Raw genomic sequence first — 13,652 nt, 5'->3', positions numbered from 1 at the left:
ACTCCTGCTCCTATGGAGTCACCCTCTTTGTGAATAAAGATAACCTTCTAGTTTCATAGAGAACGTACAGGTAGAAGGAGGGTACATTGTGGAATATGTAATTGAAATGCTAAATATCCGAAAAGAATTCCCTGGTATCGTAGCAAACGATAATATTACGCTTCAGGTACAAAAGGGTGAAATACATGCGCTTCTAGGTGAAAATGGAGCGGGGAAATCCACGCTCATGAACGTGCTATTTGGATTATATCAGCCAGAAAAAGGCGAAATTAAAGTCCGTGGTGAAGAAGTAAAGATTACGAACCCGAATGTGGCAAATGGCCTAGGGATCGGGATGGTTCACCAGCATTTTATGTTAGTTGAAAAATTCACGGTAACGGAAAACATCATTTTAGGTAGTGAGCCAACAAAGGCGGGGAAAATTCAAATTAAAGAATCCGCACAAAAAATTGAGGCGCTATCCAAACAGTATGGTTTATCCGTTGATCCTTATGCCAAAATTGAAGACATCTCTGTAGGTATGCAGCAGCGGGTTGAAATCTTAAAAACGCTGTATCGCGGTGCCGATATTTTAATTTTTGATGAGCCGACAGCGGTACTAACACCGCAGGAAATTCAGGAACTCATTCAAATCATGAAAAACTTGATTAAAGAAGGAAAATCCATCATTTTAATTACGCACAAATTAAAAGAGATTATGTCTGTTTGTGATCGCTGTACGGTTATCCGTAAAGGAAAAGGAATCGGTACTGTAACGGTAGCTGACACAAACGCGGACGAGCTTGCTTCTTTAATGGTTGGACGTGAAGTGCATTTTAAAACAACGAAAAAAGATGCCGTTCCACAAGGAATTGTGCTAGATATTCACGACTTAGTCGTGGAGGACTCTCGCGGGGTTTCCGCTGTGAATGGCCTAAATCTTGAAGTGCGTTCCGGCGAGATTGTAGGGATTGCTGGAGTGGAAGGAAACGGACAGACAGAACTTATTGAAGCCATTACAGGACTTCGTAAAGCAAAATCAGGTTCTGTTAAGTTAAAAGACCTTGATCTGACACCGCTTAGCACGAGAAAAATCACGGAAGCGGGAGTAGGACATATTCCTCAGGATCGACACAAGCATGGTCTAGTGCTTGATTATACGATCGGAGCGAATACAGCTCTTCAAACGTATTACAAAAAGCCGTTCTCAAAAGGCGGAATTTTAAACTACAAAAAAATCTACGAAAAAGCTCGAACATTAATTAAAGAATTTGACGTTCGTACACCGAGTGAATATACGCCAGCACGTGCTCTTTCAGGGGGAAATCAGCAAAAGGCGATCATCGCCCGTGAAGTGGATCGGAGCCCTGAATTACTCATTGCGGCACAGCCTACTCGTGGTCTAGATGTGGGGGCTATTGAGTTTATTCATTCTAAGCTAGTCGAAGAGCGTGACAAAGGACGCGGCGTTTTACTCATCTCACTAGAGTTAGATGAAGTGATGAACTTAAGCGATCGTATTGCGGTCATCTATGAAGGAAAAATTGTTGCCGTTGTTGATCCAAAAACAACGAACGAACAAGAGCTTGGCTTATTGATGGCTGGTGGAAAGCAAGAGAAAGTTGGTGCATCATCATGAAGATATTAAGAAATGAGCGTTTTATCAATATTCTCATTCCGATCGTAGCAGCGATCTTAGGGTTGTTAGTGGGTGGTATCATCATGCTAATCGGCGGCTATGATCCAGTGTTTGGCTACCAGTCGCTGTTTGACGGGATGGTCGGAGATCCGAAGGCGCTTGGAGAAACGGTACGTGCGATGACTCCCCTTATCTTAGCTGGGATTGCCGTGGCGTTTGCGTTTAAAACGGGGTTATTCAACATCGGAGTTGAAGGTCAGCTTCTTGTAGGCTGGTTTGCTGCCGTTTTTGTTGGATACAAATTTGATTTACCGGCGGTTATTCATATTCCGCTCTCGCTTTTAGCAGCAGCAGCTGCAGGAGCTCTTTGGGGATTTGTACCAGGCTTCTTAAAAGCACGCTTTCGCGTAAATGAAGTAATCGTTACCATTATGATGAACTACATCGCGCTATATACAACAAGCTTCTTAATTAAGACGTATATTTATGGTGGAAACGAAAAGTCATACAACATTAAAGAATCAGCTTCACTTGCATCACCGTTCTTTGCATCGATTACGGATAATTCTCGTATGCACTACGGAATCTTTGTTGCACTATTAGCTGCAATTGTCATGTGGTTTTTATTATCGAAAACGTCGAAAGGTTATGAACTAAAAGCGGTTGGTTACAACCAGCATGCTTCGCAATATGCAGGGATGAGTGTAAAAGGAAACATTATTCTTTCCATGGTTATTTCGGGTGCGTTTGCAGGTCTTGCCGGTTCAATGGAAGGGTTAGGAACATTCCAATACATGAACAGCTTATCATCCTTTACAGGAACAGGGTTCGATGGAATTGCGGTAGCTCTTTTAGGTGCAAATAGCGCCATCGGTATCGTGCTTGCTTCGTTTTTATTCGGTGGTTTAAAAACAGCGGCACCAGAAATGAACTTTATGGCGAATGTACCATCTGAGCTTGTTGGTATTATTATCGCACTGATCATTTTCTTTGTAGCATCTAGCTACGTTGTTCGCTGGTTTTTAACTCGACTCGGCAAGGAGGGAAAATAAATGAGCTTTCTTGACATTCTTGCGCTAATCACACAGGCTGCGCTTTATTCAGCGGCACCGCTCATTTTTACAGCTCTAGGAGGCGTATTTAGCGAACGATCAGGGGTTGTAAATATTGGATTAGAAGGTCTTATGCTTTTTGGTGCTTTTACAGGTATCGTTACAACACTAACGTTTCAGGATTCACTCGGTGCAGCTGCTCCTTGGTTAGGGATAGGATTAGCGGCACTTGCAAGTATGATTTTTGCACTTATTCACGCCGTTGCCACAATCACATTAAAGGCGGATCAAACCGTCAGCGGTGTGGCACTGAACTTTTTAGCAGCGGGTCTATCTGTCTTCTTAATTAAAAACATTTACGGAAAAGGTCAAACTGATTTTATCCAAGTTCGTATTGATAAAATCGATGTTCCGGTTCTATCCAAAATTCCGGTCATTGGCGATCTATTCTTCAAATCTGTACCAGTTACTTCGTACATTGCGATTGCTCTTGCGTTTTTGGTTTGGTACATCATTTATAAAACGCCGTTCGGTCTTCGTCTTCGCTCAGTTGGGGAACATCCAATGGCAGCAGATACGATGGGGATTAACGTTACGGCTATGCGCTATGTAGGAGTTATGCTTTCTGGTTTGTTTGCAGGAATTGGTGGGGCTGTGTATGCAACATCTATTGCAACAAACTTCTCAGGCACGACAATTGCTGGACAAGGTTTCTTAGCGCTAGCAGCGATGATTTTCGGAAAATGGCATCCGCTAGGAGCACTAGGTGCTGCATTATTCTTCGGTCTTGCACAGTCACTTAGTATCACGGGTGAACAAATTCCATACATTCAAGAAATTCCGAATGTGTTGCTAAAAATCGCGCCATATTTATTAACCATTTTAGCGTTAACTGGATTTGTTGGACGTGCAGATGCACCGAAAGCACTTGGTACACCGTACGAAAAAGGTAAGAGATAAAGTCACAATTTAAGCGGTGTACTCACCGCTTCATGAAAGGAAGTGCCCTTCTTCTTTATAAAAGGTGGAGGACATTTCCTTTTATTTTGTTGACAAAGGGATTTTAACATTACTATAATTAATCTCGTAAGTCGAAAAATTTTGCCAATTACATAAATTTATAGTTACCAAAAATAAAGATGCGAAATCGCTTAAAAGGGAATGTGGTGAAATTCCACAGCTGCCCCCGCAACTGTAAGTGTGGACGAAATGATGGAACCACTGTTGAAAGTAGACGGGAAGGAATCAAAGTAGGCTGATACACGAGTCAGGAGACCTGTCTTTATTTTGAATGTTTCAATTTTTCGGGGATGGAAAGTTCGAGGCGTTGGTGCGGTGAAGAAGTCTATCCTTCTTCCCTTATTAACGATGCTCGGCCAAATTCCTTGGCGGAGTTTTTTTTATGTTCACTACAAATTGAATATTCGTTATGACGGTGTGCAGCTTCAAAAAGGAGCTGCGCTTAAAAGGGAAGATGGTGAAAATCCATCACGGTACCCGCCACTGTAAACGGTGAGTTTTATTGCACAATGCCACTGAATGCTCGGGAAGGCGCAATAAAATGATGAACCAAAGTCAGGAGACCTGCCGTCACAACAACTACTTCGTCTACGGGACTATAGACAGAAGTGCAGGCGTATGCTGATGTAATCTGTCTATTATTCTGCACCTCTATCTATTGATAGAGGTGTTTTTTTGTTTTAAAGCTTCACCAGTTAAAAAATGTGCCAAAAAGAATGGAGTGTTCATATGACAACCTGGAATTTAGAAGGAATGAAAAAACACGTACTAATGTGCAATGGATCAAGCTGTATGCGTAAAGGAGGAGAAGAGGTTACGGTGGCGATCCGCGATGAAATTAAGACGCTTGGCTTGGACGAGCACGTGCATACATCTCGTACAAGATGCAACGGTCGCTGTAAGGATGCGTGTGTAGTCGTTGTCTATCCTGAAGGCGCTTGGTATGAAGGGATGACACCAGACAAAGCTCGTTTGATGGTGCAAAGTCATCTCCGTGATAACGTACCTCTGCAGGATTCTCTCGTCTACCAATTTGAAGAGGGACAGCTTGCTCGTACGAGTCATACAGAAGCCATTAAAGGAATTCAAAAAAATAAGGATGAAAAGAAAGAGTCTGTTAAGTTGTAAAACCTTAGAAAGGAGTGGAATAGGAGATGAGCGGAAAAGTACTGGTTGTAGGATTTGGACCTGGAAGCTTTGAACATATTACGGAGCGTGCAAAAGAAGCCATTCAAGAGAGCGACATGGTCATTGGATACAAAACGTACGTTGAGTTGATAAGCGGCCTGCTTGGGGATCAACAAATCATTAGCACCGGAATGACGGAAGAAGTAAGTCGGGCACAAGAAGCAGTGAAGCAGGCAGAGCAAGGTAAAACAATCGCTGTTATTTCAAGCGGAGATGCGGGCGTATATGGGATGGCTGGACTTGTCTACGAAGTATTAGTTGAAAAAGGCTGGAAACCGACTGATGGAATAAAAGTGGAGGTTGTCCCAGGAATTTCAGCCATTAATTCCTGTGCGTCACTGCTTGGGGCCCCTGTTATGCACGATTCGTGCACGATTAGTTTAAGTGATCACCTCACACCGTGGGAGCTTATTGCAAAACGGCTAGATGCTGCTGCTCAGGCAGATTTTGTCATCGCACTTTACAACCCTAAAAGTGGGAGACGAACACGTCAAATTATGGAGGCGCAGCGAATTCTACTAAACTATCGCTCCCCTGATACGCCAGTAGGACTTGTGAAGAGCGCTTATCGAGATCGTCAGGAAATCGTTAAAACAACGCTAGCTGACATGCTTCAACACGATATCGGGATGCTGACAACGGTTGTCATTGGAAACTCGTCCACGTTTATGTATGAGGACTTAATGATTACACCAAGAGGCTATCAGCGTAAATACACGCTTAATCAAACGACACAGCCATTAAAGCCTCATCAGCGATTAAAAAAAGAAGCGGAGCCGTGGGCACTCGATCAAGAGGTCGAAGTTAAATCTTCTAGAACGTGGGCAGAGGAGGCACTGCAAGCTGCAAGCGGTGAGGCGGCTTCGACCATCGTTCAACAACAGGTGGAAACGATCTTTGAAGTGGCCGTTAGTCCAGGTGTAGTAGAGAAAAAGTTTACTCCAACGCAGCTAGCGACTCTTGCTGCAATTGCGGGAGAAAAAGGAAGCATTGAATATACAACGGACCACTATATGAAGCTATCAATTCCAACTTTATCTCCTCACGAAATAACAGAAGAGCTAGAAGCGAAAGGATTTTTACTTTTTCCGGTTGGCTCGGTTGTCACCGTAAAAGCATGTGACTTTTGCGAAGGAGAAAAGGATTCTTCCATTCCCCAGGTTCAGCAGCTGCAACAGCTTCTCGGTGGGATGGATGTTCCTAAGGAATTGAAAATTGGCTTTAACGGATGTGCGATGGCTTGTTACGGCGCGGTAAACGAAGATATTGGCATTGTGTTCCGAAGAGGGAAGTTTGACTTGTTTTTAGGAGCGAAAACAGTTGGTCGAACGGCACATCCCGGCCAACCTGTTGCAGAAGGTATTTCCCAGGAAGAAATTGTAGAGATGGTGACAGGCATCGTGCACGAATACAAAGAACAAGGACATGCGAATGAGTCCTTTTATAAATTTTTTAAACGTGTCGGCGCAGTCGGAGGATTTATTCATCGTGATGTCACACCAAAAATCAAATTAGAACCTGTTCCATGTGGGGACGATTAAGAGGAGGAAACATAGATGAAGGCAGTTTTATTTATTGGCCACGGTAGTAGAGATTCAGAGGGCAATGAGCAGGTGCTCGTTGTGACAGAGCGTTTGAAGGGAAAAATGGGAGCGGACATTTTGGTTGAAACGTGTTTTTTAGAGTTCCAGCATCCAACTATTACAGAGGGAATTCAGAACTGTATTGAAAAAGGCGCAAGCCATGTTCATCTTATTCCAATCATGCTTCTACCAGCAGGGCACTCGAAAATCCATATTCCAGCTGCCATTGATGAAGCGAAAGAACAGTATCCACATATCGGTTTCACGTACGGACGTCCAATTGGCATTCATGAAGAAACGTTTGAAATTTTAAAAACGCGCCTTCATGAGCTAGGAGAAAGCACGGAATCACCAGCAGACGACACGGCTATTCTGCTTTTAGGAAGAGGTGGAAGTGATCCGGATGCAAATAGTGAACTTTACAAAATTAGCCGTCTTCTATGGGAAAAAACAAATTATAAGATGGTCGAACCTGCTTTTATGGGAGTGACGGATCCGCTTGTCGCACAAGGTATTGAACGATGTGTGAAATTAGGAGCGAAACGAATTATCATTTTACCGTATTTCCTCTTTACAGGGATCTTAATTAAGCGATTAGAGGGAATGGTCGAACAGTTTAATAATCAGTGGAATGGAACGGTGGTGTCACTTGCTGGCTACTTCGGTTTCCATGAAAAACTGGAGACGATCCTTCTTGACCGAGCACACGAGGCGTTAGAGGGAGAAGTGAAAATGAACTGTGATACGTGCGTGTATCGTAAGGAAGCTATGGAGCACATAGATCACCATCATCATCACGACCATGATCACCACCATCATGATCATAGCCACCATCACCATGAGCTTGAAAAGGCAGGGAAATAAGATGATTTTATGCTTAGCTGGTACGAGTGACGCACGTGAATTAGCACGCAAGCTAAAACAAGCCGAGCATTCCGTGCTTGCAACAGTCGTAACTGAGAATGCTGCCATTGAGTTGAAAAACGAGAAAATTCCGGTAAGAGTCGGCCGCTTAACGGCAGAAGAGATGGAGAAAATCATTCAAGACCTCAAGATTACGTTAGTAGTAGATGCGAGTCATCCGTTTGCAGAAGAAGCTTCTAAAAATGCCATTGCAGCGGCCGCCAATACGTCCATTCCGTATATCCGCTATGAGCGCGCGCACCACGTTATTGATGATCCGCTTCTGCAAGTTGTCGAAAGCTATGAAAAGGCGGCAAAGCTTGCAGCGCTTCGTGGAGGGACCGTCATGCTTACAACCGGAAGCAAAACGCTCCAGGTGTTTACAAATGAACTGCTGCATTTGCCAAATGTAAAGCTTATCGCTCGCATGCTTCCTCGTAAAGACAACATGGAAAAGTGTGAGCAGCTCGGTTTGCCACAGAAGCACATTATCGCGATTCAAGGGCCGTTTACAAAAGAATTTGATCAGGCTCTTTATAAGCAGTACGGCGTCACGACGATGATTACAAAAGAAAGCGGGAAAGTCGGATCAGTCGATCAGAAGCTTGAGGCCGCAAAGGATTTAGGGATCCATGTCATTGTCATTAAGCGTCCTGACATTTCATATGGGAACGTGCATCAAACATTTGAGGACGTGCTAACAGCCGTACATCAGTTATCTAAGGGGGAGAAGTAATGGATTTTCGTACAGAGTTTAAACCGTTAACCGTTCAGCCACAGCAAATTGAAGGGAAAAGCTTTGAAATGATTACAGAAGAAATCGGAGAGCATCCCTTTACAGACGAACAATATCGTGTTGTTCAGCGCGTTATTCACGCTTCAGCCGATTTTGAGCTTGGGCGAAGCATGGTGTTTCATCCTGATGCTATCGAAGCAGGGATCAAAGCGATCAGAAGCGGAAAACGAGTTGTGGCAGATGTGCAAATGGTACAGGTTGGCGTAAGTAAACAGCGCATCGAGCAATTTGGCGGCGACATTCGCGTGTATATTTCAGATGAGGATGTAATGGAAGAAGCAAAGAGATTGGATACGACTCGCGCCATTATTTCAATGAGAAAGGCGATAAAGGAAGCAGACGGCGGCATTTTTGCCATTGGAAATGCACCGACGGCTCTTTTAGAGTTAATTCGCCTTATTAAAGAAGGAGAAGCAAGACCAGGACTCGTCATTGGTCTTCCGGTTGGCTTTGTGTCCGCTGCGGAATCAAAAGAGGAGCTCGCAAAGCTTGATATTCCGTTCATCACAAACATCGGTCGAAAAGGTGGTAGTACGGTAACGGTTGCGGCGTTAAACGCGATTTCGCTTTTAGCAACGGCCGTTCAGTGAGATGGAAGCAAAGAAACAAACGGACGGAAAGCCGCTTCGCCAAGGGTATACGACAGGAGCATGTGCGACTGCTGTCACAAAAGCGGCTCTAACAGCGCTTATTACCGGTATCCCTCAAACAGAAGCAACCATCTATTTACCGATCAAGCAATTTGCTACGTTTCAGATGGAAAGCTGTGAATGGCTAGACGGTGCTGTCAAAACCTCGACGATTAAAGACGCTGGGGATGATCCCGATGCCACGCACGGTGCACTCATTGAAGCGACCGTAAGCTTTCAGCCTGAAGGCATTACGCTAGACGGTGGGGTAGGCGTTGGGCGTGTGACGAAGCCTGGACTACCTGTTTCGGTAGGAGAAGCGGCTATCAATCCCGTACCGAGGAAAATGATTTTACAGGTGGTCGAGGATGTACTAACGGAACACGGGATAAAAACGGGCGTTGCAGTCATTATATCGGTTCCAAGAGGAGAGGAAATGGCTGAAAAAACGCTAAACGGTCGCCTCGGTATTATTGGCGGTATATCTATTCTAGGCACAAGAGGAACCGTTGTACCGTTTTCTACTTCTGCTTATATGGCAAGTATCGTTCAAGCGATCAGCGTTGCAAGAGCGTCTAATTGTGAGCACGTTGTCATTACGACAGGTGGGAGAAGCGAAAAGTACGCAATGAAGCAGTATCCACATTTGCCAGAGGAAGCGTTTATTGAAATGGGTGATTTTGTTGGATTTACGCTAAAGCAATGCAAAAAGCAAGGTGTAAAAAAAGTATCAATGGTCGGGATGATGGGGAAATTCTCAAAGGTTGCACAGGGCGTTATGATGGTTCATTCTAAGAGCGCTCCTGTCAGTCTCACATTTTTGTCCGAAGTGGCGTCCCAATCAGGAGCCTCTGATTCACTTGTAGAAGAGATTAAGGAAGCAAATACAGCATCACAGGCAGCCGAAATCATGGCGGGAAACGCATCCTTTTTTACAAAGCTTTGTACATATTGCAATCAATCAGCGTTAAACGAAGTAAAAGGTGATCTAACGATTGAAACGACGCTGTACACGATGAAAGGTGAACAATTAGGAAAGGCGATGGTCGAGAGTGGGGATTAAGGTAATTGGAATAGGAGATAGTGGTGTAGCTAGTATTCTTCCAACCTATCAGCAGTGGATTGATGAAAGCGAACTGCTCGTTGGAGGGGAGCGGATGTTAGACTTCTTCCCAAATTTTCAAGGAGAGAAACGCATCATTACAAGTGGTTTGTCCTCTCTTGTAGAAGAATTAAAAAATGAAACGCGCCAAACGGTCGTATTGGCATCAGGTGATCCGCTTTTCTACGGAATTGGTAGCTACTTATCTAAAAAACTACCAATAGAGCTGTACCCTAGCGTGAGCTCGATTCAGCTTGCTTTCGCTAGAATAGGAGAAGGGTGGCAAGATGCAACGATGATTAGCGTACACGGTCGCTCGATGACGGGACTGGCGCAAAAGATAGATGGACAGAAGAAGGTCGTGCTTCTTACCGATCATGAGAACTCTCCTTCAGTCATTGCCAAATATCTGTTGTCATATGGGATGGACGAATATGAAATGTTTGTTGGGGAAAATCTTGGTGGAGAAGAGGAGCGCACAGGCTGGTGGACGTTAACGGATGCATGCGAACACGCCTTTTCTCCTTTAAATGTGGTCGTGTTAAAACAAGTAAAGAACGGTCCCGTTTGGTCACTTGGTATTGACGATCATGAATTTTACCAGCGTAAGCCTGAAAAGGGTCTCATTACGAAAAAAGAAGTGCGAATATTAAGCGTAAGTGCACTAGAGCTAACGGATACAAGCGTTGTGTGGGATGTTGGAACATGTACAGGCTCAGTAGCGATTGAAGCGGCACGGATTAGCCGTTACGGCAGCGTATATGCGATTGAAAAAAATGAGGGAGACCTTGCCAATTGCTACCTCAATATGCACAAGTTTCGCACCGACTTTACAGCTGTGCTTGGAAAGGCACCTGATCGTCTTCAAGAGTTTCCTGATCCTGATGCCGTATTTATTGGAGGAACCGCAGGAGATATGAACGGAATTTTGGATCAGAGCTGCGAGCGCTTAAAGCCAAACGGTCGTATCGTACTAAACGCGGTGACGATTGAAAATATGATGGACGCAGTGAGAGGATTTAAAGAGCGAGGGTTTGCTGTTGATATTATGCTCATTCAGGCCTCTAGAAGTAAGCCTATTTTAAATCTTACTCGTTTTGACGCACTAAATCCGATTTATATTATTACAGCAAGACGAGAAACGGAGGAAAAAAAATGATTGGAACGTTATACGGTCTTGGTGTTGGTCCTGGAGACCCAGAGCTTATTACCGTGAAAGCCTTCCGAAGATTGAAGGAATCTCACGTAATCGCGTACCCCAAAAAGCGTCAAGGAAGTAAAAGCTATGCCCATAAAATTATTGATGTGTACGTGAACCCGGCAGAAAAGGAGATGCTTGGTCTTGTGTTTCCGATGACAAAAGATCCTGCCATTTTAAACGAGCAGTGGATGCGAACGGTCGAGAAGGTATGGGAGAAGCTTCAGGAAGGGAAAGACGTTGCATTTGTCACTGAAGGTGATCCTCTTTTATACAGTACCTTTATTCATATGATGAAAATGATGCATGAAGAGCATCCAGAAGTAGAGGTACAGGTTGTCCCTGGTATTTCCTCCTTTAACGGTGCTGCATCACGATTAGCTCTTCCACTTGCGGATGGTGATGATCATGTAGCGATCATTCCGGCAACGGGCAATCGAAAAAAGATGAAGCAGGCACTCGAACAGCACGACTGCGTGGTCTTTATCAAAGTAGCAAAGGTGATGGATGTGATGATCGATGTCTTAAATGAGCTTGGGCTTGCAGAGAAAGCATCTGTCATTACGAAGGTTACGTCTGATGAAGAAGTCGTTTGGAACATAAATGAATTACATAACGTTGATCTCGAATATTTAACATTAATGGTGGTGAGAAAATGAAGCTATATATTGTTGGCGCAGGACCAGGAGATCCAGATTTAATTACGGTAAAAGGCTTAACACTCCTACAAGAAGCAGATGTGGTGCTTTATGCAGACTCTCTTGTCAGTGAGGAACTGATTAAAAAAGCGAAGCCGAAGGCAGAAATTCTTAAAACGGCCGGCATGCATTTGCAGGAAATGGTCGACGTAATGGTGCAACATGTAAAAGCGGGCAAAAAGGTCGTTCGTGTTCACACGGGTGACCCTGCTGTATACGGAGCGATTATGGAGCAAATGGCGTTACTTAAAAAAGAAGGCATTGAAACGAAGATTATCCCAGGTGTGAGCTCTGTATTTGCGGCTGCAGCGGCTGTTGGAGCAGAATTAACGATTCCTGACTTAACACAGACCCTTATTTTAACAAGAGCGGAAGGACGAACGCCTGTCCCAGAGTTCGAAAAACTACGTGATCTCGGAAAGCATCAATGTACCATTGCGCTCTTTCTGAGTGCGACGCTGACGAAAAAAGTGATGAAGGAATTTATAGCGGCCGGTTGGAGTAAGGATACTCCGGTTGCTGTCGTCTATAAAGCTTCATGGCCCGATGAAAAAATTGTCCGAACGACCGTTGAACACTTAGATGAAGATATGAGGAAAAATGGGATTCGAAAGCAAGCCATGATTTTAGCAGGCTGGGCACTAGACCCGGATATTCATGACAAAGAGTATCGCTCAAAGTTATATGACCAAGCCTTCACTCATGGGTATCGTAAGGGAGTGTCAACAAGATGATTTCATTGCAAGAGTCGATGATACCGGACGTTCAAGTAGACGGCGATTATGCGCTTGTTGCGATTACAAAGCATGGGGTGGAGCTTGCCAGAAAATTACGTGCCACCTTTCAACATGCCGATCTTTACTACATGAGCAAGTTTGGTAAAGGAGACGAGTCAGAAAAGCAAATTCAATTATTTGAGGGAAGCGTTCGTTTATTGCTTCCTTCTCTTTTTCAACGATATAAAGGGATTATTTTAATTATCTCGTTAGGAGCCGTTGTGCGAATGATTGCTCCCCTTTTAAAAGATAAAAAAGTGGACCCAGCGGTTGTCGTGATCGATGATAAAGGCGAGAACGTGATTAGCGTTCTTTCTGGTCACATTGGAGGAGCGAATGAGCTAACGCGGGAGGTCGCGGCTCTTTTGCAGGCACATCCGGTGATCACAACGGCATCAGACGTTCAGAAAACCATTCCCGTTGACTTATTTGGAAAGCGTTTTGGCTGGGTGTGGGAATCAGCAGAGAACCTGACTCCCGTTAGTGCGTCAGTCGTAAACGAAGAGAGAGTGGTGATTGTACAAGAGTCGGGTGAACGTAGCTGGTGGAACTATGATCATCCATTGCCTGCTCATTTTACTTATACATGCTCAGCTAGAGAAGCACTAAATGAAGATTTTCAAGCGGCACTTGTTGTCACACATCGTATCTTATCCGAAGACGAAGAGGTGCTGCTACATAATGGTGTTCTTTATCGGCCAAAAACAATTGCTCTTGGAATTGGATGTAATAGAGGAACAACGAAGGAAGAAATCGAAGCAGTAATAGAGAAAACGTTAGATGAACTCCGCTTCTCGATTAAAAGCGTCAAAGCGATTTGTACGATTGATTTGAAAAAAGACGAGCAGGGACTCATTGAGCTCGTCAATCAGCACGGATGGGAATTTGTTTATTACACGCCCGAACAGCTGAATGAAGTGGAAATCAACGAACCGTCCGATACGGTTTTTAAATATACGGGTGCTTACGGGGTAAGTGAGCCTGCCGTTCGTTTGTATAGCGGAGCAAAATCTCTTGAAGTAGAGAAAAAGAAGTCAGGAAATGTGACGATCTCTGTTGCAGTAATTCCATTTTCGTAAACGAAAGGAA

Annotated in this window: 13 protein-coding genes and 2 riboswitches; all 13 genes read left to right on the top strand. The window is 44.2% G+C overall.

Translation table 11 applies throughout. The annotated features are described in order from the left end of the window. Nucleotides 1–88: 88 nt before the first annotated feature. The 13 genes from AMD01_RS12070 (at nucleotide 89) to AMD01_RS12005 (ending at nucleotide 13,642) form a co-directional block, all read left to right on the top strand. Nucleotides 89–1,618 (top strand): ABC transporter ATP-binding protein, encoded by a 1,530-nt coding sequence (locus AMD01_RS12070; RefSeq protein ID WP_053401650.1) that lies wholly within the window; start codon nucleotides 89–91, stop codon nucleotides 1,616–1,618. Further along, nucleotides 1,615–2,670, top strand: coding sequence for an ABC transporter permease (locus AMD01_RS12065; RefSeq protein WP_053401649.1), 1,056 nt, complete (start codon nucleotides 1,615–1,617; stop codon nucleotides 2,668–2,670). The genes AMD01_RS12070 and AMD01_RS12065 overlap by 4 nt, the downstream gene beginning before the upstream one ends. Beyond that, on the top strand, nucleotides 2,671–3,630 hold the full coding sequence (locus AMD01_RS12060; RefSeq protein ID WP_053401648.1) for an ABC transporter permease: 960 nt from the start codon (nucleotides 2,671–2,673) through the stop codon (nucleotides 3,628–3,630). It abuts the gene before it with no gap. Nucleotides 3,631–3,790: 160 nt separating this feature from the next. Beyond that, a riboswitch (cobalamin riboswitch) is annotated at nucleotides 3,791–3,968 on the top strand. Between the two features lie 118 nt (nucleotides 3,969–4,086). Then, nucleotides 4,087–4,276, top strand: a riboswitch (cobalamin riboswitch). A 143-nt stretch (nucleotides 4,277–4,419) separates the two neighbouring features. Then, nucleotides 4,420–4,818, top strand: coding sequence for a (2Fe-2S) ferredoxin domain-containing protein (locus AMD01_RS12050; RefSeq protein ID WP_053401646.1), 399 nt, complete (start codon nucleotides 4,420–4,422; stop codon nucleotides 4,816–4,818). Between the two features lie 26 nt (nucleotides 4,819–4,844). Continuing rightward, a complete protein-coding gene (gene cobJ / locus AMD01_RS12045; protein WP_053401645.1) occupies nucleotides 4,845–6,419 on the top strand; it encodes a precorrin-3B C(17)-methyltransferase in 1,575 nt (524 codons plus the stop codon). Nucleotides 6,420–6,434: 15 nt separating this feature from the next. Next, nucleotides 6,435–7,325: a sirohydrochlorin chelatase gene (locus tag AMD01_RS12040; RefSeq protein ID WP_053401644.1), complete on the top strand. Its 891-nt coding sequence runs from the start codon at nucleotides 6,435–6,437 to the stop codon at nucleotides 7,323–7,325. Between the two features lies 1 nt (nucleotide 7,326). Further along, a complete protein-coding gene (cobK, locus tag AMD01_RS12035; protein WP_053401643.1) occupies nucleotides 7,327–8,100 on the top strand; it encodes a precorrin-6A reductase in 774 nt (257 codons plus the stop codon). Further along, nucleotides 8,100–8,750 (top strand): precorrin-8X methylmutase, encoded by a 651-nt coding sequence (locus AMD01_RS12030; RefSeq protein WP_053401642.1) that lies wholly within the window; start codon nucleotides 8,100–8,102, stop codon nucleotides 8,748–8,750. Before cobK ends, AMD01_RS12030 begins: the two co-directional genes overlap by 1 nt. Before the next feature lies 1 nt (nucleotide 8,751). Beyond that, a complete protein-coding gene (locus AMD01_RS12025) occupies nucleotides 8,752–9,852 on the top strand; it encodes a cobalt-precorrin-5B (C(1))-methyltransferase (RefSeq protein ID WP_053401641.1) in 1,101 nt (366 codons plus the stop codon). Further along, a complete protein-coding gene (locus AMD01_RS12020) occupies nucleotides 9,842–11,050 on the top strand; it encodes a bifunctional cobalt-precorrin-7 (C(5))-methyltransferase/cobalt-precorrin-6B (C(15))-methyltransferase (protein WP_053401640.1) in 1,209 nt (402 codons plus the stop codon). Before AMD01_RS12025 ends, AMD01_RS12020 begins: the two co-directional genes overlap by 11 nt. Continuing rightward, a complete protein-coding gene (cobI, locus tag AMD01_RS12015) occupies nucleotides 11,047–11,748 on the top strand; it encodes a precorrin-2 C(20)-methyltransferase (protein WP_053401639.1) in 702 nt (233 codons plus the stop codon). Before AMD01_RS12020 ends, cobI begins: the two co-directional genes overlap by 4 nt. After that, the gene (gene cobM / locus AMD01_RS12010; protein WP_053401638.1) at nucleotides 11,745–12,521 is read left to right on the top strand and encodes a precorrin-4 C(11)-methyltransferase; all 777 of its coding nucleotides are present in this window, start codon (nucleotides 11,745–11,747) and stop codon (nucleotides 12,519–12,521) included. Before cobI ends, cobM begins: the two co-directional genes overlap by 4 nt. Next, a complete protein-coding gene (locus AMD01_RS12005; protein WP_053401637.1) occupies nucleotides 12,518–13,642 on the top strand; it encodes a cobalt-precorrin 5A hydrolase in 1,125 nt (374 codons plus the stop codon). Before cobM ends, AMD01_RS12005 begins: the two co-directional genes overlap by 4 nt. The last annotated feature ends 10 nt before the right edge of the window (nucleotides 13,643–13,652 follow it).

Source organism: Priestia koreensis (assembly GCF_001274935.1).
In the GTDB taxonomy this organism is placed as follows: domain Bacteria; phylum Bacillota; class Bacilli; order Bacillales; family Bacillaceae_H; genus Bacillus_AG; species Bacillus_AG koreensis.
This window is presented reverse-complemented; position numbering and strand designations above follow the sequence as displayed.